At 36.9% G+C, this 22,359-nt stretch carries 24 protein-coding genes and 1 riboswitch; of the genes, 17 read left to right on the top strand and 7 right to left on the bottom strand.

Annotated features, from left to right (window positions below; all coding sequences use genetic code 11):
- Nucleotides 1–51: 51 nt before the first annotated feature.
- Nucleotides 52–225, bottom strand: a complete 174-nt coding sequence (locus MKX72_RS02455; protein WP_176345031.1) for a hypothetical protein — start codon at nucleotides 223–225, stop codon at nucleotides 52–54.
- 147 nt (nucleotides 226–372) lie between these two features.
- Here MKX72_RS02455 and MKX72_RS02460 point away from each other — a divergent pair, with 147 nt between their 5' ends.
- The 4 genes from MKX72_RS02460 (at nucleotide 373) to MKX72_RS02475 (ending at nucleotide 4,102) form a co-directional block, all read left to right on the top strand.
- Nucleotides 373–1,203 carry a GNAT family N-acetyltransferase gene (locus tag MKX72_RS02460; protein WP_047751708.1) on the top strand — a complete coding sequence of 277 codons (831 nt, stop codon included), beginning with the start codon at nucleotides 373–375 and terminating at the stop codon, nucleotides 1,201–1,203.
- Between the two features lie 478 nt (nucleotides 1,204–1,681).
- Nucleotides 1,682–3,133: a cardiolipin synthase gene (cls, locus tag MKX72_RS02465; RefSeq protein ID WP_028414357.1), complete on the top strand. Its 1,452-nt coding sequence runs from the start codon at nucleotides 1,682–1,684 to the stop codon at nucleotides 3,131–3,133.
- Nucleotides 3,134–3,307: 174 nt separating this feature from the next.
- The gene (locus tag MKX72_RS02470; protein ID WP_154990767.1) at nucleotides 3,308–3,799 is read left to right on the top strand and encodes a general stress protein; all 492 of its coding nucleotides are present in this window, start codon (nucleotides 3,308–3,310) and stop codon (nucleotides 3,797–3,799) included.
- A 75-nt stretch (nucleotides 3,800–3,874) separates the two neighbouring features.
- Nucleotides 3,875–4,102 (top strand): hypothetical protein, encoded by a 228-nt coding sequence (locus MKX72_RS02475; RefSeq protein ID WP_028414355.1) that lies wholly within the window; start codon nucleotides 3,875–3,877, stop codon nucleotides 4,100–4,102.
- Between the two features lie 233 nt (nucleotides 4,103–4,335).
- On the opposite strand, the gene MKX72_RS02480 is transcribed toward MKX72_RS02475, so the two are convergent.
- Nucleotides 4,336–4,545, bottom strand: coding sequence for an alpha/beta-type small acid-soluble spore protein (locus tag MKX72_RS02480; protein WP_016762907.1), 210 nt, complete (start codon nucleotides 4,543–4,545; stop codon nucleotides 4,336–4,338).
- A 266-nt stretch (nucleotides 4,546–4,811) separates the two neighbouring features.
- Here MKX72_RS02480 and MKX72_RS02485 point away from each other — a divergent pair, with 266 nt between their 5' ends.
- Both MKX72_RS02485 and MKX72_RS02490 read left to right on the top strand, forming a co-directional pair.
- A complete protein-coding gene (locus MKX72_RS02485; protein WP_231099221.1) occupies nucleotides 4,812–5,306 on the top strand; it encodes a carboxylesterase family protein in 495 nt (164 codons plus the stop codon).
- Nucleotides 5,307–5,443: 137 nt separating this feature from the next.
- Nucleotides 5,444–6,442 carry a LacI family DNA-binding transcriptional regulator gene (locus MKX72_RS02490; RefSeq protein ID WP_028414353.1) on the top strand — a complete coding sequence of 333 codons (999 nt, stop codon included), beginning with the start codon at nucleotides 5,444–5,446 and terminating at the stop codon, nucleotides 6,440–6,442.
- A 61-nt stretch (nucleotides 6,443–6,503) separates the two neighbouring features.
- On the opposite strand, the gene MKX72_RS02495 is transcribed toward MKX72_RS02490, so the two are convergent.
- Entirely contained in the window at nucleotides 6,504–7,784 is a 1,281-nt protein-coding gene (locus tag MKX72_RS02495; RefSeq protein WP_155008642.1) for an MFS transporter, read from the bottom strand.
- A 424-nt stretch (nucleotides 7,785–8,208) separates the two neighbouring features.
- Between MKX72_RS02495 and iolG the strand changes: the two genes are divergently transcribed.
- The 7 genes from iolG (at nucleotide 8,209) to MKX72_RS02530 (ending at nucleotide 16,886) form a co-directional block, all read left to right on the top strand.
- Complete coding sequence (gene iolG / locus MKX72_RS02500) at nucleotides 8,209–9,231, top strand: inositol 2-dehydrogenase (protein WP_155008643.1); 1,023 nt, start codon at nucleotides 8,209–8,211, stop codon at nucleotides 9,229–9,231.
- 79 nt (nucleotides 9,232–9,310) lie between these two features.
- A complete protein-coding gene (iolC, locus tag MKX72_RS02505) occupies nucleotides 9,311–10,318 on the top strand; it encodes a 5-dehydro-2-deoxygluconokinase (RefSeq protein WP_028414350.1) in 1,008 nt (335 codons plus the stop codon).
- A gap of 73 nt (nucleotides 10,319–10,391) precedes the next feature.
- The gene (locus MKX72_RS02510; RefSeq protein WP_028414349.1) at nucleotides 10,392–11,849 is read left to right on the top strand and encodes a CoA-acylating methylmalonate-semialdehyde dehydrogenase; all 1,458 of its coding nucleotides are present in this window, start codon (nucleotides 10,392–10,394) and stop codon (nucleotides 11,847–11,849) included.
- 112 nt (nucleotides 11,850–11,961) lie between these two features.
- Nucleotides 11,962–13,896, top strand: a complete 1,935-nt coding sequence (gene iolD, locus MKX72_RS02515; protein ID WP_155008644.1) for a 3D-(3,5/4)-trihydroxycyclohexane-1,2-dione acylhydrolase (decyclizing) — start codon at nucleotides 11,962–11,964, stop codon at nucleotides 13,894–13,896.
- 84 nt (nucleotides 13,897–13,980) lie between these two features.
- Nucleotides 13,981–14,877, top strand: coding sequence for a myo-inosose-2 dehydratase (gene iolE, locus MKX72_RS02520; RefSeq protein WP_028414347.1), 897 nt, complete (start codon nucleotides 13,981–13,983; stop codon nucleotides 14,875–14,877).
- 60 nt (nucleotides 14,878–14,937) lie between these two features.
- The gene (locus MKX72_RS02525; RefSeq protein ID WP_033580685.1) at nucleotides 14,938–15,963 is read left to right on the top strand and encodes a LacI family DNA-binding transcriptional regulator; all 1,026 of its coding nucleotides are present in this window, start codon (nucleotides 14,938–14,940) and stop codon (nucleotides 15,961–15,963) included.
- A 134-nt stretch (nucleotides 15,964–16,097) separates the two neighbouring features.
- Nucleotides 16,098–16,886: a 5-deoxy-glucuronate isomerase gene (locus MKX72_RS02530; protein ID WP_155008645.1), complete on the top strand. Its 789-nt coding sequence runs from the start codon at nucleotides 16,098–16,100 to the stop codon at nucleotides 16,884–16,886.
- Between the two features lie 242 nt (nucleotides 16,887–17,128).
- Here the strand turns inward: MKX72_RS02530 and MKX72_RS02535 are convergent, their stop codons facing one another.
- The 3 genes from MKX72_RS02535 to MKX72_RS02545 form a co-directional block, all read right to left on the bottom strand.
- Nucleotides 17,129–17,347 carry a hypothetical protein gene (locus MKX72_RS02535; RefSeq protein WP_013055227.1) on the bottom strand — a complete coding sequence of 73 codons (219 nt, stop codon included), beginning with the start codon at nucleotides 17,345–17,347 and terminating at the stop codon, nucleotides 17,129–17,131.
- A gap of 349 nt (nucleotides 17,348–17,696) precedes the next feature.
- The gene (locus MKX72_RS02540; protein WP_028414344.1) at nucleotides 17,697–18,563 is read right to left on the bottom strand and encodes a YitT family protein; all 867 of its coding nucleotides are present in this window, start codon (nucleotides 18,561–18,563) and stop codon (nucleotides 17,697–17,699) included.
- Between the two features lie 382 nt (nucleotides 18,564–18,945).
- Nucleotides 18,946–19,356 carry an Lrp/AsnC family transcriptional regulator gene (locus tag MKX72_RS02545; protein WP_028414343.1) on the bottom strand — a complete coding sequence of 137 codons (411 nt, stop codon included), beginning with the start codon at nucleotides 19,354–19,356 and terminating at the stop codon, nucleotides 18,946–18,948.
- A 195-nt stretch (nucleotides 19,357–19,551) separates the two neighbouring features.
- Nucleotides 19,552–19,596: riboswitch (PreQ1 riboswitch) on the top strand.
- A 9-nt stretch (nucleotides 19,597–19,605) separates the two neighbouring features.
- On the opposite strand from MKX72_RS02545, the gene MKX72_RS02550 reads away from it, so the two are divergent.
- The 4 genes from MKX72_RS02550 (at nucleotide 19,606) to MKX72_RS02565 (ending at nucleotide 21,669) form a co-directional block, all read left to right on the top strand.
- A complete protein-coding gene (locus MKX72_RS02550) occupies nucleotides 19,606–20,094 on the top strand; it encodes a QueT transporter family protein (RefSeq protein WP_028414342.1) in 489 nt (162 codons plus the stop codon).
- Between the two features lie 435 nt (nucleotides 20,095–20,529).
- Nucleotides 20,530–20,979, top strand: coding sequence for a hypothetical protein (locus tag MKX72_RS02555; protein ID WP_155008646.1), 450 nt, complete (start codon nucleotides 20,530–20,532; stop codon nucleotides 20,977–20,979).
- 69 nt (nucleotides 20,980–21,048) lie between these two features.
- A complete protein-coding gene (locus tag MKX72_RS02560) occupies nucleotides 21,049–21,294 on the top strand; it encodes a hypothetical protein (RefSeq protein ID WP_155008647.1) in 246 nt (81 codons plus the stop codon).
- A gap of 27 nt (nucleotides 21,295–21,321) precedes the next feature.
- Nucleotides 21,322–21,669 (top strand): hypothetical protein, encoded by a 348-nt coding sequence (locus MKX72_RS02565; RefSeq protein WP_028414339.1) that lies wholly within the window; start codon nucleotides 21,322–21,324, stop codon nucleotides 21,667–21,669.
- A gap of 56 nt (nucleotides 21,670–21,725) precedes the next feature.
- Here the strand turns inward: MKX72_RS02565 and MKX72_RS02570 are convergent, their stop codons facing one another.
- The gene (locus MKX72_RS02570) at nucleotides 21,726–22,259 is read right to left on the bottom strand and encodes an MFS transporter (protein WP_268952908.1); all 534 of its coding nucleotides are present in this window, start codon (nucleotides 22,257–22,259) and stop codon (nucleotides 21,726–21,728) included.
- Between the last annotated feature and the right edge of the window lie 100 nt (nucleotides 22,260–22,359).

The following is a 22,359-nucleotide window of genomic DNA, read 5'->3' on the forward strand; positions in this document are numbered from 1 at the left end:
CGAAAGGTCTGTAAAAAGGTTTATTTCACAGACCTTTTAATAGCGCTATTGTTACTCATCCTCGGGATCTTCCGTTGATTTATGAAAAGAAAAATATATAAAAATTGATAATACTGTCCCATAAATGCTCCACAAAGCTAAAGCAAAAATAAATTCTTTCTGCAGGCAATAAATAATGGTTAAAGCAACTAGTGCAATAAAACTTATTAAAATGGTCTTTTTCATAAGCACCCCGCCTATTTAGTTTAATTACTCTATACGCTTTTTGATCGTGCTTTACCCTATAATTATTCGGTCATTGCGCTAAAGATGAAAGGAAAAAGTTAAACAAAGCCGAACTTATAATAAAAAGAGAGATGCAGGAGGATACGTATGTTAAAACAACATGTACTAGAAGATATACAAAAGCTACAGTCTATTTGCCAACAAGAAGAAAAAATAGAGCTGAAGCTGAATTTTGACATGTTACGAAGTCGAAAACAAAATGAAGTTAACGATTTTTTTTATTATGAAAATAATCAGCTTGTTGGATTTATTGGTCTTTATGGGTTTGGGAATACAGTAGAAATATGTGGAATGGTCGATCCTAGCTATCGCCGAAAAAAGATTTTTTCAAAGCTGTTTTCTCAAGCTTTACATATGTGTAAGAAGCGTGAGTATACAGAGATTTTATTAAATGCTCCTGGCGATTCGATTTCAGGCAGGGAGTTCTTAAAGAAGATTCCATGTTCATTTACTTTTTCGGAATATCAAATGAAGTGGGCGAAAAAAGAATTAGAAGATGATAATCCCTTTGTTACGCTTCGCTCTTCCCAGTCAGATACCGATATGAAAATGGAAATGCAAGTTGATGTGGAATGCTTTGGTATGTCTTTAACAGAAGCAGCTGCTTATTATGAACAAACGAAAACGGAAGAACAGCAAAATCATTTTATCGTAGAGTACAATAGTCAAGCGGTTGGAAAGTTAAGGGTATCTTATGATAAAAGCGAAGCATGGATTTATGGATTTGGTATTTTACCTTCCTATCAAAAATTAGGAATAGGAAAGGCTGCTTTAAAACAAGTCGTTTTACAGCAGCATCAGCTAGGGTATGATGTATTTCTTGAGGTTGAAGCAAAAAACAAACGCGCTTTGCAACTTTACGAAACATGCGGCTTCGATTCATATCACGTGCAGGATTATTACGTATACAGCTTGTAGATAAAAAACACGGAAATCTTAGATTTTCGTGTTTTTTATTTACATATTAGATGATATGTGCTTTTTTGAGTAAATAATGAGAAAGTAGAGAGAAAGTGATATGCCCGTTGATAAAAACAGGGAAGGCCATACAAATAAGATCGGAGCACTGCAAGCAAGGATACACGTAAGAATACCTCCAATAAATGCTTTTCTAAATAATTGATAAGCCGTATACCCCAGGCTAATACTGACAAATACATTGATGAGGCTAAGAAAAATAAACGAAAAAAACAAATTATCTCCCCCCCTTGTTTTTAATACACAATAAAAAGGAATATTTCACATGTTTAGTGTAGCAAAAAAGAAAAAACAACAAAATTTGGATCCTAAAGATGAAAAAGGAAGCCATCTGTGTTATGTATAGTAAAGTGAATGAGAACGTTAAAAAAGGGAATGAGTTAATAAAGCGATATAATAGAAAGAAAGGAGTAAAAGGATGGAATTTGCCCATATCTTTACACTAAGTGTATCTGTTGTAACAGCTATTAATATTTTATTAGCCGGTATTCTTATTTTCATTGAACGAAGAGATATAGGATCTACATGGGCGTGGCTTCTTATTTTATTTTTTATACCAATTGTCGGTTTTATTGTATATCTATTCTTTGGAAGACAGCTAAAACAGAAAAACTTTTATAAATTGTCATCTGATGAGCGGGAATATTTAAGATCTTCAGTGGAAGAGCAATTAAAAGAGCTTAAAGCGACCCATGAATATCGAAATGATTTATTAATCCAACATAATAAATTGCTGTTCACTAATTTAAATTCTTCTAAGTCACTTGTGCGCATCGACAACGAAATTGATATCTTCAGTGACGGTAATCAAAAATTTGAGGCATTGTTTGAGGATATTCGAAATGCTAAAAAAGAAATTAATATTCAATATTATATTATTCAACGAGATAATCTTGGGAAAAAATTAAGAGATGAGCTAACAAAAAAAGCAAAAGAAGGCATAAAGGTTCGCGTTCTTTATGATGAAGTAGGATCTAGAAAAATGACGCCATCATTCTTTAAGGAGCTCATTTCATATGGCGGCGAAGCACAGGCATTTTTCCCTTCAATTCTTCGCTTAATTAATTTTCGGATTAACAATCGAAATCATCGAAAGCTTTGTATTATCGATGGTGAAGTAGCATACATAGGAGGATTTAACGTAGGAGATGAATATTTAGGGTTAGATCCAAAAATGGGTTATTGGAGAGACACTCATTTTCGCATTAAAGGAGAGTCAGTGAACGATATTCAAGGGCGATTCATTTTAGATTGGCATCAAGCAACAAAGCAGCCAATTGAACTGGAACAATTTTTGCATCGTACAGAAACTCATTCTGGAACAGTTCCTGTACAAATTGTAGCAAGCGGTCCCAATTCGACTACCCAGCACCTGAAAAACATGTATATCTCATTGATTATGTCGGCCAAAGAAAGTGTATACCTTCAAACGCCTTACTTTATTCCTGACGCAAGCTTTATGGATGCTTGTAAAATTGCTTTATTATCTGGAGTAGAGATTCATATTATGATTCCAAACAAACCTGATCATCCTTTTGTTTATTGGGCTACGTGGTCTCATGTAGGGGAACTGCTGGCATACGGTGCGAATATTTATCTCTATGAAAAAGGCTTTTTGCATGCTAAAACGATTGTAGTAGATAATGAAGTGTCTTCTGTAGGAACGACGAATATCGATCCGCGAAGTTTCAGCCTTAATTTTGAAGTGAATGCAGTTGTATATGACCAGCCTATTTCCAAAAAGTTGCAGAACCTGTTTCTTGAAGATGTGCAATGCAGTTCAAAATTAACGTTTGAACGATATAAAGAGCGCTCTCTTCTTATAAAATTTAAAGAAGCGGTATCTCGCTTACTGTCACCAATTTTATAATAAAAATCATTGATATCATGAAACAGACTTGAATTTTTAGATTCAGGTCTGTTGTTTTATTGGTTTCTCCTTGTAAGGAGAGCTAGAGATAAAGTTAAAAAGTTTTACCAAAAAATCCAAGGGTATTAATACTATAACAAGCTAAAAAATGATAATACCTAGGAGGAATAGAAAATGACAAAAAATGTAGTAGGTACGTATGATTCAGAAGAGGCCGTTATTACAGCGATTCGAAATTTAAAAACACAGGGATATCCGGACAGTGCACTTTCTGTTTTGACAAACAGTGGTCCTCATCATGAAAATACAGAAGTGATTGAGCGTTCTGCAGGAATCGATGTGCAAACAGTTGATACAGATCAACACTCAAAGCACCATCAATCCTTTATGGAGAAAATAAAAAATGCTTTTACTTCGTCTGAAGAAAAAATGGATCAAGATGTTAATCAAATCGAAAATCAATTAACCGAATATGGTGTACCTGCTGCGGAAGCTTCCTCGTATGTATCTGATCTTAAAAACGGAAAAGTTTTGCTGATGGTAGACGCAGTTGAGCATGATAAACACAATTCAGCTCTAGGACAAACCGTGACACCTGCTGAAAAATCAGCTGACCCAATGAATGAAAAAATGTTATACGGCAATCACGAAAATAAAATAAGGTAATGTTGAAGGAACTAAATAAGATAATAAAAGACTGCGTTCTTAAATAAAAGCTAGTTAACGAAAGGAAGGGGACCGATGAGAAATCTAGAAAAAACGGAATATGAACTTGACTATTTAAAACAGCAGCAAGAAGTTAATCAAGAGCTCATCAAAGTTTCACAGTCTCTTGTCGCTACGTTAAAACAGTATGAAGAAGAACCGACCAATACAGAAGTGTTAGCTGTAATCGCTGATTTAGAAGGTCAGCAAGAACAGCTCAAAGCAAAGACCGAAAAGATATCTGAAGAGCTTGCACATTTATAAAGTGAGATAAAAGAAGTTCCTATAAAAGGAACTTCTTTTTATGTTTTATTATACACAGTCTATTGTGAGAGAAAGAGAATCTTATATAACGGGATGTGAACGTTATGGGGGGTAGTGATTTTGTTTTAGATACATATAGATGAGAAGGAACGCGATAAGACATTATATAAAAATGGGAAAAAGGAAGAACGGTCATTCGCTCTTCCTCCAGCCGTATTGCTTATGATAGTGATTTAGAAACGTCCGCCGCCAAGTTGCTGTTCAGCCATTTGCACAAGGCGTTTTGTGATTTCTCCGCCTACTGAGCCGTTTGCGCGTGCAGTTGTGTCAGGACCAAGAGTTACGCCAAATTCGCTAGCGATCTCATACTTCATTTGATCGATTGCTTGTTGAGCACCGTGTACTGCTAATTCGTTGCTGCTCTTATTTCTGCTGTTTGCCATCATAATCAACTCCTTTTATAAGGTTAAGATTATGATTTGATTAATAGATAGTTTTTATACATAAAATAAAAAAATTTTTTCAAGGACTTATAGAATATGCTTATTGGAATATAGTTACAAAGTTTTCCACTAGGTAACGGAAAATAATTATGTGTAGAAAGAGAGAGAGGTCACGTAAAATAGAACACAAGTAAGTAAGCGGTTACATATTATTCGAAATAGAATGAGAATGTTAATATTCCTATTCTATTTATAAAGAATCACTGATGGCACTAATTCAAGAATATGTTGCTAAAAATCCTGATATTGATCCCAATAGAATCTATATCGGAGGAGCATCTAACGGCGGATATATGACTATGCTTATGATTCGTGATTATCCAAACTATTTTGCAGCAGCATTTCCAGTATGTGAAGGACTAAATGATAGATTAATTACGGATCAAGATCTTGAAAAGATGAAAGAAACGCCTATTTGGTTCGTAGCCGCTAAAAATGATACGGTTCTTCCACCAACGATTAACACTCTTCCAACTTATGAACGTTTGGTGAAAAGCCATGCAAATAATGCTTATTTATCACTATTTGAAGATGTGCATGACACCACGGGTTTATACAAAAATAATGATGGTTCGCCCTATCAGTATAACGGGCATTCATCTTGGATATATCTGTATAATAATGAACCCAACGCTAAAATAAATGGAGCTACAACAACCATAATGAAATGGATGAGCAAGCAATCGTTGAACAACAATTAATCATTTATAAAAAAGCTGTTTCAAGTAGAGCAGCTTTTTTATGTCTCTTTTAAAGCTAAAGCATATATCTAAAATAAACGATTGAATACTTTCGTGATAAAATAAGGAAAGAGATCACGAAGAAAGGAACAGTGAAAGTGAAACCAACCATTTACGATGTTGCGAAAAAAGCAGGGGTATCGATAGCCACTGTATCCAAAGTAATCAATCAGACAGGCCGTATTAGTGAAAAAACGATAAAAAAAGTAAATGAAGTAATGATGGAATTAGATTATCAGCCTAGCAGTGTTGCAGCTGCGTTAACTGGGAAAAAGACATATACAATTGGCGTGCTAGTTCCTGACATCTCTAATCCTTTTTTCGCAGAGGTAGCAAGAGCTTTTGAGAATAGTGCCAGAGCAGCGGGATACACGCTTTTTTTATGCAGTACGGATCATCAAACAGAACGTGAGCATGAATACATAGATCTTTTATTCAAAAAGCAAGTAGATGGAATTATTATCGCAACCGAACTAAATGATACGAAGCTCGTAAAGAAAATTGTGAAGCATGATGTACCACTTGTATTGTTTTCAGTTGATCATCCTTCTATCTCAACGCATGTAGTGACAATTGATAACGTTCGCGGAGGATATATCGCAGGTACGTATTTAATAGAAAAAGGTCATCAATCGGTAACGATTATCACCGAAAAAGATAGAAAAAGCAGTGAGGGGCGATTAGCAGGATTTAAACAAGCGCTCACAGAGGCAAATTTATCACTAGAAAATCAGTCCATTATCAGCTGTTATTCAACAGTAGAAGATAGCAGAAGAGCAAGTAAACAGCTGCTTTCTTTGCCTAATAGGCCGACAGCAGTCTTTGCATGTACGGACTTAATTGGAATATCCCTCATAAATGAGGCAAGAAAGCAGGGGCTTTCAATTCCAGGAGATCTGTCGGTAATTGGATTTGATAATACAATTTATGCCGATATTGCTGAGCCTGGTTTGACAACGATTGAACAACCTATTTCGCAGATGGCAACTAGTACGTTCGAACAGCTGTTAAAGTCTATGAAAAAAGAAGAGCATGCAAAGCAGCGAATAACAATTATTCCAGAACTAGTAGAACGTGCGTCGGTAAAAAAGCTATAAAACAGAGAAAAGAAAAAGCTGCATGTGCCTGGGCACATGCAGCTTTTTTACTTAATAATATTTATAGAGAGACCGGATTTTTGACTTCGTTTATTGTTTCGCCTTTGACTGTTGTTTCTGTTGGAATTGTAAGGAAACCCGTTAAAAAAGCTCCAAAGAAATATAGGCAAGCAAAGATCCAGATTACGCCGCCCGTGCCTAAAAGACCTATGAAAATAGTTACAATTAAAGGGCCTACAAAAGCAGAAAGTCCAGATCCTAAATTCAATACGGACATCGCAGCTCCTTTATTCTCCGGAGCTAAGGAAGGCACTAACGCTGTAAGAGGGACATATCCTGCTAGTGTTGCACCGTAACAGCATGCGACAATCATCATTACCCAATAATTATGTCCTACGAATTGAGGTACATAGTAAAGAGCGAGTGTTACAATTCCGCATCCTACTCCACCAAACCATTTGATTGTATTTACCCAGCCAAATTTATCTCCAACAATACCAAAAATAATATTAAAAGCCATATTCACAAAAAACAGAGTGCCCCAGATTTGAAGCCATTCGCTCATTGTGAAATCGTGTTTCATCATATAGGTTGGCAAGAAGACAACAAATCCAAATTGAGCAGCGGAGTTAATAATCTTTACAACTCCACCGATTCCTACTTTAGGGTTCTCAAATGCAATTGTAATCCCTTTCATTAATTCTTTTGTTTTGTTATCGCTTACTTTTTGAACGGTAAATCTGTCTTTATTCATGATAATTGAAAAGATTCCGCCGATCAAAACAAAAAGTAAACCACTCCACAAGGTAGCAATTTCGCCGATTTTAGGAACCATGTAACTGGAATAAAAAGCTCCGATTACGCTTAAACCAAGCTGGAAGACAAACCAAAACCAGCCTACTGCTTTTGAAAGCATTTTCTGGGGCGTGCGGTAAGACACCCAGACCAAGAATGAGTAAGCAAATAAAGGGTAGCCAAATCCTCTAAGAGCATAACAAATTAATATAATTGTGTAATTCATAATATGAAGTCCTATACCTATAAATCCAATTGAACCAATAATAAAGGATATCAAGCCGAATGCCATTGCTTTTCTAGGACCCCACAGCTGAACCAGTACGCCGGAGAACCAGGAAGAAATAGAGACCGTAATACCGTAAACGGTAAAAAGTAAAGCAGCATGTTCAATGGTTAAACCTCTTTCTACAAGATAAGGAGATAACCATCCTTGTTCTAAGCCATCGCCAATCATAAAAACAATAATACCTATGTATCCCCACGTTAAATGAGAAGGGATCCCAATCCTGTCAAGAGCTGTTTTTCTGGAAATAAATTCATTCATTTTTCCACACCACCAGATCGATTATTTTGTTGAAAACATCAAACTAATTTGGTTAAGCGCTTAATCTATTTGATAAAAAGTATACGCTTACATTTTTTAAACGTCAATTAAAATTTTAAATATATCTAATTTTCAATTAAATGATTTCAACAGTGGAAATAGTAGTAGATAAGATTATAATAACTTGCCCTTATTATAAGAATACTTAAATATAGAGAATTCCCTTAATTTTAAGCATAAATAGATAAAAATAAGGTTTTTCATACTGTACCATCAGATGAATAAAAAACAAATATTCTAAATAATCTATAAAAAATGTTGCATTTCAAAAAACAGTATGTATAATTGGAAATAGGAAAGCGCTTAACCTAAAAATAGGTTTGAGCGAATGTTTTCTTAACTTTTAATTAAAGGGGAAAATAAGATGGGGATTCTTACAATTGGAATAATTGGTGCTGGACGAATAGGTAAATTACATGTTGATAATTTAAAATTAATGCCGCAAATAAAAATTAAAGCGGTTTCAGACGTAGTGGTAGATCATTTGCACGAGTGGGCTGCAAGTAAAGGAATTTCAACGTTAACAACAAATTATCAAGATTTATTAGCAGATTCAGAAATTGATGCCGTTTTCATTTGTTCGCCAACGAATACGCACGCATCGATTATTGAAGAAGCTGCTCGAGCGAAAAAGCATATTTTCTGTGAAAAGCCCGTTAGTTTTTCAGTAGAAGAAACAATCCAAGCGTTAGAAGTAGTAAAAGAACACGGCGTACAGCTTCAAGTTGGCTTTAACCGACGATTTGATCCCAACTTTAAAAAAGTGCATGATCTTGTACAGCAGGGAGAAGTAGGACAGCCGCACATTTTAAAAATCACCTCCAGAGATCCTCAGCCTCCGAGTCCAGAATACGTCCGCGCTTCAGGAGGATTGTTCATGGATATGATGATTCATGATTTTGATATGGCTCGTTATGTAATGGACAGTGAAGTAATTGAAGTATCGGCTTACGGGACGACGCTCATCGATCCTGCTATTGAAGAAGCAGGGGATATAGATACGGCAATTGTGTCATTAAAATTTGCAAACGGAGCTTTAGGCGTGATTGATAACAGTCGTCAAGCTGTCTACGGTTACGACCAGCGCCTTGAAGTTTTTGGTGAAAAAGGTTCCGCTACTGCTGATAATTGCCGTCCAACTACAGTAGAAATATCAACAGGCGAAACTGTAGTGAAAGAGAAGCCGCTATATTTCTTCCTTGAACGCTATACACAAGCATATATAGATGAAGTAACACAGTTTGCAAGAGCAATTATGGAAAATCAAAGCGTAATTTGTACAGGTAACGATGGATTACAGGCAGAACGAATTGCTAAAGCAGCAAAAAAATCTTTACTATCAGGGCAGCCAGTGAAGATTGAACATAAAAAATACGCAGTGAATTAATGATAGAAATGTGGGCTGAAAGAGAATATCTTGCTCTTTTCGCCTTTTTAGGAAAGCGCTTAACTAAGGAGGAGTAAAGATGAATCCGCTTGTTTTTAAAGAAAATCGTGAGTTAGATTTTATCGCTATCGGTCGCTTATGTATTGATTTAAATGCAAATGAAACACAGCGTCCAATGGAAGAGACTAAAACATTCACTAAATATGTAGGAGGCTCTCCAGCTAATATTGCGATTGGAGCAGCAAGGCTAGGCTTAAAAACCGGTTTTATCGGAAAAGTATCAGATGATCAAATGGGCCGCTTCATTACTGGGTATCTTCAAAAAAATAAGATTAATACAGATAGTATTGCTGTCGATAAAACAGGGGCTGTAACGGGGCTTGCTTTTACGGAAATCAAGAGCCCTACAGATTGCAGCATCTTAATGTATCGAGATAACGTAGCGGATTTAAAACTAGATCCTACAGAAGTATCAGAAGAATATATTAAGAAGTCAAAGGCTCTTTTAATATCTGGAACCGCTCTTGCACAAAGTCCTTCTCGTGAAGCTGTATTTCTAGCATTAGAATACGCACGCAAGCATGAAGTTGTAGTGTTTTTTGATATTGACTATCGTCCATATACATGGGAATCGGAAGCTGAAACGGCAGTCTATTTTAATTTAGCTGCTGAAAAATCAGATGTGATTATTGGTACGCGAGAAGAGTTTGACATGATGGAAAAACTTTTAAATTATAAAGAATCTAATGATCAAGTAACAGCAGAGCGCTGGTTTTCTCACCATGCTCAAATCGTCGTGATTAAGCATGGTGGAGAAGGATCTATTGCCTATACAAGAGATGGTAAGTCTCACCGTGGAGGAATATTTAAAACAAAAGTTCTGAAAACGTTTGGTGCTGGTGATTCCTATGCTTCAGCCTTTATTTATGGATTGATGCAAGGACTGGAAATTCCACAGGCAATGCGATTGGGGGGGGCCTCCGCTTCGATTGTCATTTCAAGACACAGTTGTTCAGATGCTATGCCGACAAGCGTTGAGCTCTTCAACTTTATGGAGACAGCAACTGAAGTTTTGCAGGAAGCCTAATAAACCAAGGGAAAATCTTGAGAGATTAAAGGAATAGAAGCTTATTAAAATCAGATAAAGGGAGAGATATTCTATGACGCAAACAGCAGTAAAAACAGTAAAAAACTATATTGGTGGACAATGGATTGAATCAGCTGCATCAAAAACGGAACCTGTGTATAACCCAGCAACAGGTGAATTAATCGCACAGGTACCTCTTTCTACAAAAGAAGACGTAGATCAAGCGGTGCAAGCAGCAAATGAAGCGTTCAAAGGGTGGGCAAAAACAGCTGTGCCTAAACGTGCACGAATTTTATTCAAGTATCAGCAGCTATTAGTAGATAACTGGGATGAATTAGCAAAGTTAGTGACAGTTGAAAACGGAAAAAGCTTTAACGAAGCGCGAGGTGAAGTGCAGCGTGGAATTGAATGCGTAGAATTCGCGGCAGGAGCTCCTACGTTAATGATGGGGAAACAGCTTCCTGATATTGCAACAGATATTGAGTCTGGCATGTACCGCTATCCAATTGGCGTCATTGGAGGAATTACACCGTTCAATTTTCCAATGATGGTTCCTTGCTGGATGTTCCCGCTTGCGATCGCTTGCGGCAATACATTTGTGTTAAAGCCTTCTGAGCGTACGCCGCTGTTAGCTGCAAGATTAGCTGAGCTGTTTGAAGAAGCTGGTTTGCCAAAAGGTGTATTAAATATTGTAAACGGCGCGCATGATGTGGTAAACGGTCTTCTTGAACATAAATTAGTGAAAGCTATTTCGTTTGTAGGTTCCCAGCCTGTAGCTGAGTACGTGTACAAAAAAGGTACGGAAAACTTAAAGCGTGTTCAAGCTTTAGCCGGTGCTAAAAACCATTCAATTGTATTAAATGATGCAGATTTGAACGTAGCAACAAAACAAATTATCGGAGCCGCTTTTGGTTCAGCAGGTGAACGCTGTATGGCAGCATCTGTTGTTACTGTACAAGAAGAAATTGCGGATCAGCTAATTGAAAGATTAGTAGAGGAAGCAAATGATATTGTAATTGGCGACGGCTTAGAAGAAAACGTCTTCTTAGGACCAGTCATTCGTGAAAATCATAAAGAGCGTACGCTCAGCTATATTGAATCAGGCGTGCAAGAAGGAGCGGAGCTTATTCGTGACGGTCGCACAGATGCAGCAGTAAATGGCAAGGGCTACTTTGTCGGACCAACGATTTTTGATCATGTTACGCAAGAAATGAAAATTTGGCAAGATGAAATTTTTGCACCTGTGCTGTCTATTGTACGTGTGAAAACATTAGAAGAAGCTATTGAAGTAGCTAATAACTCTCGATTTGCAAACGGTGCTTGTATTTATACAGATAGCGGCGCAAGCGTACGTGAGTTCCGTGAAAATATTGAATCTGGTATGTTAGGAGTAAATGTAGGGGTACCGGCACCTATGGCATTCTTCCCATTCTCTGGCTGGAAAGATTCTTTTTACGGTGATCTTCATGCAAATGGTACGGACGGCGTGGAGTTTTATACAAGAAAGAAAATGGTAACAACGCGCTGGTAAGTGATTCATTAAAAATCGCATTCCATTTTAAAAGGAGGTATCAGGAATTAAAGATATTCCTTATGCTTCCTTTTTTAAAATCGCAATCTAGTATTAGAAGGGAGAAAGAAGCATGGAAACAGTTAGAATGACGACGGCACAAGCATTAGTGAAGTTTTTAAATCAGCAGTATGTTGAATTTGATGGAAAGCAGCATCAGTTTATTAAAGGGATTTTTACAATTTTCGGGCACGGAAATGTAGTAGGTCTTGGGCAAGCTTTGGAAGAAGACCCAGGAAATCTAGATGTATATCAAGGACGTAATGAACAAGGAATGGCCAATGCAGCGATGGCTTTTGCAAAACAAAAACATCGAAAGCAGATTATGGCTTGCACATCTTCAGTAGGACCAGGTTCGGCAAATATGGTTACAACGGCAGCAACAGCTTCAGCTAATAACATTCCAGTTTTGTTGCTTCCCGGCGATGTATTTGCAACTAGACAGCCTGATCCTGTTTTGCAGCAAATTGAACAGACATATGATTTATCTATTTCTACAAACGATGCTTTCCGTCCAGTGAGTAAGTACTGGGATCGCGTAAGCCGCCCTGAACAATTGATGACAGCTATGATTAATGCGATACGTGTGTTAACGAATCCTGCAGATACGGGAGCTGTAACTATTTGTTTGCCTCAAGATGTGCAGGGAGAAGCATGGGACTTTCCAGCTTATTTCTTCCAAAAGCGCGTTCACCGCATTGAGCGTCGCCTTCCGACTAGGGACAGTCTAGCAGATGCAATTCAAGCAATAAAAACAAAGAAAAAGCCAATCATCATTTGCGGAGGAGGCGTTCGGTATTCAGAAGCTGCAAAAGAGTTAAAACAATTTGCTAGTGAGTTCCATATTCCATTTGGAGAAACTCAAGCTGGGAAAAGTGCCGTTGAAAGCGACTATCGCTATAATCTTGGCGGAATAGGTGTAACAGGAAACTCAGCTGCTAATACAATCGCTAAAGATGCGGATTTAGTAATTGGAGTAGGCACTCGATTTACTGATTTTACAACAGCATCTAAACAGCTTTTTCAACATCCCGACGTGCAATTTCTTACTATTAACACGTCTGAATTTCATGCAAATAAACTGGATGCCGTGAAGCTTGTAGCTGATGCAAAAGAAGGGTTGTTTGCTCTTAGGAAAGAGCTCATGTCAATTGGCTATCAGTCTGGTTACACGACAGAAATTGCAAGTGCAAAAGACGCATGGGAAGCAGAATTAGAGCGTCTACATAGCATACGTTTTACAGGGGCAGATTTTATTCCAGAAATAAAAGGTCATTTAGATGAAAGCTTAGCTGAATATGCAGAATCACTTGGTACTCAATTAACGCAAACAGAAGTAATTGGAGAGGTGAATAAGCTCCTTGATGACAACTCCGTCATTGTTGGTGCAGCTGGAAGTCTTCCAGGTGACTTACAGAGAATGTGGAAGTCTAATAAACCCAATACCTATCATATGGAATATGGATATTCATGTATGGGATATGAAGTATCAGGTGCACTTGGAGTTAAGCTGGCTGAACCAGCTAAAGAAGTGTATGCGATGGTTGGAGATGGAAGCTATCAAATGCTGCATTCAGAGCTCATTACAAGCCTTCAAGAAAGAAAAAAGATAAATATTTTACTGTTTGATAACTCCGGATTTGGATGTATTAATAATCTTCAAATGTCAAATGGAATGGGGAGTTTTGGAACAGAGTTTCGCTATCGAAACGATGAAACAGGAAAATTAAACGGAAACGTGATGAAAATTGATTTTGCAGCCAGCGCCGCAGGCTACGGTGTAAAAACATATCGTGTAAGCTCTCTTGAAGAACTAAAAACGGCAATGGAAGATGCACAAAAACAAGAGACTTCTACATTAATTGATATTAAAGTGCTACCCAAAACTATGACAAACGGTTATGAATCGTGGTGGCATGTAGGAGTAGCAGAGGTATCTGAAAATCACCATGTACAAGAAGCCTATAAGGATAAAGTGAAAAATCTTGAAATGGCCAGAGGTTATTAACAAGCAAGAGAAATGGCCGATGTTGAGGGGAAACATTCGGTGAATATAATAGCGTTTTCAATTTGATATAGGGGAGAGGAAGACATGTTCAAGGAAAACACGGTCAAACTGGGGATTGCTCCAATCGCTTGGACAAATGATGACATGCCTGAACTAGGAGCTGAAAATACATTTGAACAGTGTATCAGTGAGATGGCTTTAACCGGTTTTAAAGGAAGTGAGGTAGGAAACAAATATCCGCGAAATGTTTCGATCTTAAGGAAGGCATTATCACTTCGGAATTTAGAAATTGCAAGCGCATGGTTTAGTACATTTTTAACGACAAAGCCGCTGGAAGAAACGGTGACGCCATTTATTGAACATCGCGATTTTTTATACGAAATGGGAGCAAAAGTAATTGTTGTATCTGAACAAGGACACAGCATTCAAGGGATGATGGATGTACCTTTATTCAAAGAAAAGCCCGTGTTCACGCCAACAGAGTGGAGCAGCCTTATAGAAGGCCTGCACTATCTTGGGAAACTAGCAAGAGAGAAAGATATGCATATTGTCTATCATCATCACATGGGAACAGGCGTCCAAACAACAGAAGAAATTGAGCAGCTAATGGAGCTTACCAATCCAGAGCTTGTTTCGCTCCTATTTGATACCGGTCATCTTGTTTTTTCAGGCGAAGAACCTCTTTATATCTTAAAAAAATATCTTCATCGTATTAAACATGTTCATTTGAAAGATATTCGCCAAGAAGTAGTTGATCGAGTCAAACAACAAGACCTGAGCTTCTTGCAAGCGGTAAAAGAAGGAGCCTTTACTGTTCCAGGCGACGGAGTTATTGAATTTGATGAAGTATTTACTACGCTTGCCGCTTCTGATTATAACGGCTGGTTTGTCGTAGAAGCAGAACAGGATCCAGCGCTTGCTAATCCTTTTGAATATGCGTTAAAAGCAAGAAACTTTATTAAAGAAAAAAGCGGTCTTTAATTTCTATTGTAAAAGGTTTTACGCCTTTTATATGTTTATGAAAGGAAAGGAGGAGATGAAATGAAGCCAACCATCTATAGTGTGGCTGAAGAAGCAGGTGTATCAATTTCCACCGTATCAAAAGTTATCAATCAAACCGGTCACATTAGTGAAAGAACAAGACAAAAAGTAATTGAGGTTATGGGGCAGTTGAATTACCATCCAAGCGTCGTAGCATCTGCTTTAACAGGAAAGCCTACTAAAACGATTGGGCTTCTCGTACCCGACATCTCCAACCCTTTTTTTGCCGATTTGGCAAGAAGCATAGAAGACCGAAGTCATGAGCGAGGTTTCCATGTTGTAATGTGTAATACCGATAACGATGCGGAAAAAGAGAAAAAATATCTATCGCTGTTAATTCGTCAGAGAATCGACGGTTTAATTGTAGCATCTGCTTTTCGCAATGCTAATCTTTTAAAAAATATGCTGAAGCAAGATATACCCATTAGCGTTATTGCTTCAGAAATCCCTCACATATCTGTTAATACAGTGACAGTGGATGACTATAAGGGAAGCTATTTGGCGACTGATTATTTGCTATCTTTGCATCATAAAAAAATTGCGATTATTACAGAAAATGCAAAAAGTAATCACGCCCGTTTAGATGCTTTTCGAGATGCCATGCAAGAAAATGGAATCACTGTGTTACCTCAGCACGTTATTACGACCGAAGCAAGTATTCAAAAAGGATATGAAAGTGCTAAGCAAATTTTTTTAATGAAGGAGAAAGTGACGGCTATTTTTGCTTGTAACGATTTACTGGCTATTGGCGTCATACAAGCGGCAAAAGAATTCAACATTGATGTGCCGAATGACTTATCAGTGATTGGCTTTGATAATACCGTTCTTTCTACTACCATCACGCCCATGTTGACGACGGTAGCACAACCGACAAAAGAAATGGCTGTAAACGTAGTGGATTTGCTGGTTAGAGAAATGGAATACTCAACGATGCATAAAGAACATTTACTTCTTGAGCCGAAATTGATTGTCCGGAAATCGACGGCTCCGTTACGAAGAAACGCCACAGCATCTGCAAATAATTGAATACAATCAAGAGTATTGCTGTTAATAAAAACTCTTCACAGTCACATATTCAAAAGAATGTATAAAGTCTATGAAGAAAAAATGAGTGATTAGTAAATTCTGATTGTGCTACTACATAAAGGAGGAAGTTAAACATGCTAGGTAAATTAGGTGAATTAAATAAAGGATACAACGTACTTACAGAAATGGCCGGTCAGCACAAAGATATGCTGATGGATATTGGGATTTATAATATGTCTCAAGGAAAAGAGGAAACTTTACTAGACAGCAGCAATGAAACGGCTATTCTTTTACTAGAAGGAAAGGTAAAGCTAGAGTGGGAAGGACATTCGAAAGAAATTCAGCGTGAGTCTCTTTTTGAAGAAGAGCCTTGGTGTTTGCACGTTTCGAAAAATGTGGAGGTTAAAATTACCGCGCTTGCCAATAGTGAAGTACTAGTTCAAAAAACGGATAATGAAAAAGAATTTTCATCAAAATTATATACGCCTGAAGACTGTCAAAATACAGTAGCTGGTGAAGGAGTATGGGAAGGTACCGCTCAGCGTGTCATTCGGACAATCTTTGATTATAATAACGCTCCTTATTCTAACCTTGTTATTGGAGAAGTTATTTCTTATCCAGGAAGATGGTCGAGCTATCCGCCTCATCATCATGATCAGCCTGAAGTATATTACTATCGTTTTGACAAGCCGCAAGGATTTGGCTGTGCAATGGTTGGAGAAGATGCATACCGTGTAGTTGATAATAGTTTTATTACAATTCCAGGTGAATTAGATCATCCTCAAGCAACGGCTCCCGGCTATGCGATGTACTTCTGCTGGATGATTCGCCATCTTGACAATAATCCATGGACAGACCGTATTATGGAAGAACAGCATAAGTGGTTATTAGAGCCGGATGCAAAAATTTGGCCTGAAAAATAAATAAAACTCTTTATACGAAATGGGTTTCAAATGTTGAAAAACCTCGAATGAAAAATAATTATGCGTAAAATAATAGTTTATTTTTGTAAAATTTGTTTTTATATGTTAAAGTATAGCTTGTATTAATATTCAGGCGATGATATCGCTCTTTTTGGCAGATTCCTTTTTTAGGAGTCTCTTTTTTTCTAAACAGAAGCAAGAGATCGTATGTCAATCAAAAAAAAGGAGATAAGCGTAGCCGCTTATCTCCTTTTCTTTTTAGCATTATCTAACGCTAAGTTCTTTTTTACTACTTTTTCTAAAGCAACTTCTACGTGAACATTTTTTTCATCGATGTCATTCACAAGCACGACGGTTCCTTTTCGTCCTTTAATCTTTAAATCATCACCCGTAGAAGGAATGTTTTCCCTCAGCTGGCTTAATAGAAGCTTTCTGTTTTCAAAAAAGTGGACAGCCACCATTTTATCTCACCTAATTTCATATGATATGTGTGATACAAAGATGTGTATATGAAATCCTTCCTATACGTTATGTCGTCAGGGGTGGTTTTAGAACACGTTGAATAGACAATTGTTGCATCGATATATGAAATAAATAGGGTGGCATAGTTATAAATCTTCTATTCTTGGACATACTTATACTACTAATCTAAAAAGGGATGTGGATGAAAATGAAGGTGGCTATCGGATTAAGTGTATTTACGGTCGTTACAGGAGCAATTGCGTTAGGGTCAGTTTACTTTTTAGCAGGGATCTTTTCGTTTTTCTTAACGGTTTTTTCATAAAAAAATCCACCAAGAGGTGGATTTTTTTATTTAGCAGCGGCTTTTGTTTCATGAGGCGAATTGCCGATAAATCCAAATTTTCCGCCGACAACTTCTTTTACTTCGTGGATGACAATAAAAGAATTCGGGTCAATTTGCTGGATTTTCTTTTTAATTTTTAATAACTCGTTCTTTTTAATAACAACGTAGATAATGCGTTTATCTTTGTTGGCGTAGTAGCCATATCCGTAAAAGATGGTAGCTGCATTTCCAAATTCACTGGTGATAACTTGCGCAATGTCTTTGTACTGATCAGACATAATCGTCATTGCTTTTTTGTTGTGGAAACCTTCGATAACAACATCGACGATTTTAGCACAAAGATAGACGAATATAAAAGTATAGAGGGTATTGTTGACGCCAATAGCAAAAACTGATGCTAAAATAATGACGCTGTCCATGTAGAACATGCTTTTCGAGATATTGTAGCCTTTTGTGTAGTTTAATAAATAAGCTAAAAGAGTTGTGCCGCCGGTAGATCCATCCGCGATAAAAATGAGTGCCAGTCCTGTTCCCATTAGTAAAGCCCCGAATACAATTCCTAAAATCATGTCGTGAACGTGAAAAGGAATATAGCTGACCAGACCTAAGAAAACGGACGTCATGACAGCTCCTAGAATCGTATAGAGAATGGTTTTTTTAGTTAGAAATTTATAAGCTAAGGCAATGAATACAAGGTTCACAAGAAATGTGCTGATACTTGTAGGGATATGAAATAAATAATATAAAACAAGAGCAATACCAACCGTACTTCCGTCACCTAATTTATTTGGAATGACGAAAAAATCAATGGATGCAGCAACTAAAAGCGCTCCGGCAATAATTAAAATGATGTCTTTATAGATTGTTTTCAATATGCAAACCTCCCTGATCATTAGGATATTTTCACGTGGAATTTTGTTTTTACTAGTGTTTCACAAATGATAAAATAAAAAACGTCTTAGAAATTGTCTAGTTATAAAACTGATCAACTTCTAAGACGAAGAATTACGATACGTGTATAATGTCTTGAGTCTGCTTTTCTATGCTTTGATGTCACCGATTATATAAACCTCTGACCGCTATGTCAACGCTATGAGAGATGTTCAACTTTTCAAAAAATAGAAGGCGGTTTCCTACATAAAAAAAGAATCCTTTGCGACGGCGCAAAGGATTTTCAAATTTATTGGAATAGGGGGAATACGTTATTAGAATTGCCATTTTCATAAATTAATATACCTTTATTTTTTAAAAAAATTATTTGTTAATGACGATTGAAAGTTTGTAATTCACATGCTGATTTAGCTCTGTCAAAAAATCATTTAATTCTTCATTCGAATGAAATTTACATTCTAGTAAGTAGCAGCCATCGCCGCTGATTTTAAAGTTGTTGATGACGTACTTCTTCTGACTTTCTACAAATGTAAGGTAGGGGTGGTGATGAATGCTCTGCGTATAGATATTTAAAAATGCATGGACGGTGTAGCCAAGTTTTCGTTCATCAATGTTAATTGTATAGCCTTTGATAATGCCTTCATCTTCTAACTTTAATACTCTAGCAGAAGCGGCTTGTCCGGTTAAATGCACTTTTTCTCCTAATTCTTTCATCTTCATACGTCCATTTTTTGATAGCTCTTCTAGTATGCGCTTATCTGTATTATCTAACATCGCTACAAATCCTTTCGTATTTCAAATCAAAAGGGTTAACTACTTTATGTCACCTATGTATACGGATACGTCTTCTATTTTATACTAAAGAAAAGTAAGAAAAAAGAGCAGTCAATATGGAAGACATGAAAGCAGCAGTAGTTTGCAAACAGCTAGATTGACGAAAGCTTAAGCTTGCTGTATGATTCTTTGAGTGTTTACGTGGTTCGTAACCATCCCACGTTAAAAAACTAAGGAGAGAATAGTAAGATGAATATAAGAACACTTTGCGTCAACGGTCTTTTAGCAGCTATGTATATTGCTGTTAGCATGTTAATTCAGCCGTTTGGCTTCACCAATATCCAATTTCGTATATCAGAAATGTTCAATCATTTGATTGTATTTAATAAAAAGTACGTGTACGGCATTGTACTAGGGGTATTTCTGACGAATTTGTTTTTTTCACCAATGGTCGCTTATGATCTGGTGTTTGGGGTAGGACAATCTGTACTATCATTACTCATTACCATTTTTTCTATGCGCTACATTAAAAATATGTGGGCTCGTATGCTTATTAATACACTTGTGTTTACGTTTACGATGTTTATTATTGCGTTTGAACTGCACCTAGCATTTGATTTACCATTTTTCTTTACATGGTTAACAACAGCTGTTGGTGAGTTTGTGGTTATGCTTGTTGGAGCACCAATTATGGCGGCCATTAATAAACGTGTACAATTTAATAAGCTAGTTGGATAAAAAGATGCGGCTGTGATAAATCTCACAGCCGCATCTTTTTTTCTTTGTTATTCTATAAGTGTAGTGATAAACCCCTTATTATTGAAGAGCTTTTCACGCATGGACAAATTACCCATATCTAGCATGTAAAAAGAGCAGGTCGCTATTGCGTTCTGCTCTTTTTGCGTAACGCAATAGCGAGTATTCAATTAGATTATTTTGAAAGAAGAAGTGACAAATCTCACAGCGCGTTCTTTTTTCTTTTGTTACGATATACATATAGTTGGCAAACTCCTTATCGAAAAGTTTTTCGCACAACAACACATTACCTATGCGTAGCAATTAAAAAAGCAGACCGACAAGGTTTGCTTTTTTAATTGTGTATTTTTACCATTAAATAACTTTTTTGAGTTATAATTGTAAAATAATCTTTGTTACGAGAGAGGGGATTATTTTTTGAATAGAAAGTTAGGAATTCTTGTTTTATTAGTGTTAGCTATCTTATTTGCCGGGTGTTCAAAAGAAGAAGACAACGTTCCTTTAAGAGAACTAGAAAAGATCCATATTAACGTCATCAAAGAACAAAAGATGAAGCAAGGGATTTCGTATGAATTGGAATTCGTAAACAAGAGCGATTTGACCATCAAACAAAACAATGTCTTTTTATCCTATCCTTTAAAAATAAAAAACGGTTATTCTGAAAATAAATTTAAGGTGTTAGCAGAAGGCAATAAGTTAAATATTAAGCCAAAACAAAAGGTAAAGTTGACTGCATTTCTTCCTTATAAAGGAATTAATAAAGAAGCGTTAGCTATTGATGAGCCTGACGTAAAGTGCATAGGATATTGGAATAAGATCGATGACTACCATCAATTTTCTTTTGGAGGATCTTTGAAGCGAGAATAATACATGGATTTGTTAAATGATGGAACTTATGAAGCGTGAAATCGTATATAAATCAAGGGGGAGATTTTAGTGAAGAGATATGGACTATTTATCATTAGTTTCATCGTTTTCTTGGGTAGCTTTCAACTGCTAGCAGGAATGATTCTTACGCTCTTATATGTTCCAGAAAGTTCGACTATGTGGAGCTCAATCGAAGGATTATCAAGTAAAGTAACGTTTGGCAGTTATTCTGGTAGCTTTGCTTTTATGATTCCCGCTGTAGCAGCTACAGCCGCTTTTTTTATCTCTAAAAAATGGGTTAGGAAAAGTGTATAAGAAACTAATAGCGGTGGTGAATAAACAGTGAATGTAGACACGGATAGATTAGTTAGCTTCTTTATTTTATGGGGAACACCCGCTGCTTTTAGTATAATAGAGTACTTTAAACTGAGTAAGACTGAAAAACAAGAAGCTATACGAGACTTAACATCATTAAAATCGATTATAACAACAGGCTTTATATTGATTGGAGGAGTGATGGCGAGTTTAGGTAGAGTATTATCGCTGCTGCCTCTGCACATTATAGGTACTTTTATTTTAGTCATTGGTGGTATCGCGGGCGCTATTGAAGCATGGAAAACAGAAAAAAAGAGAGGTATTATTATTCTTGCTTTCATAGTATCTATGATTGCTTTTACATTTGTAATATAAATTCGGCATGTAACAAGAGCTGCTCATGACTTGAGCAGCTCTTGTTAGTTTCTTATTTATTGCGTCTCCAGCTGCTGGTCTTTTTTCTTTAACGTAAGAGCGAGCAGGAACGAAACGATAGCGAAAGCGATGGCTACATAATAGACGGTATGGACCCCGCTTGTCATACTTTTTATTTGTAACAGCGTTTTATTCGTTTCATTTGATTGTTGAATAAAGTGCTGAGAAGCCATTGTCATAATACTTGTATACAAAGCGGGTCCAATTGCGCCTGAAACTTGGTTAATCGTATTTGAAATGGCTGAACCGTGAGCGTGAAGCGGTTTAGGTACTTGATTTAAAGCAAGCGTCATTACGGGTCCTATGCTTAAACCTACGCCAATTTTAAAGGCAGCGTATAAAATAGCTGCAGTCATCGTAGTTGTTTCTCTTGAAATGGTAGTGAACAAACTTAAAATAAACGTTAAAAGAATTAAACTTGTTAAAAGCAGCGGCTTAAATCCAATTTTATCAAACAAACTTCCTCCGACCATAGCTGTTAGAGCCAGCGTTACTCCTCCTGGAAGCATAAGAAAACCTGATGGTAGCAACTCTATACTGATCAGTCAATCTAGACGTTTAGGTCTTGCATAGAAGTGGAGATTGACGTTAGTTTGACAGGTGTAAGCATTGCTTAAAATGTTAAGAATA

This window comes from Priestia sp. FSL R5-0597 (assembly GCF_038006305.1).
Lineage (GTDB): Bacteria > Bacillota > Bacilli > Bacillales > Bacillaceae_H > Priestia > Priestia zanthoxyli.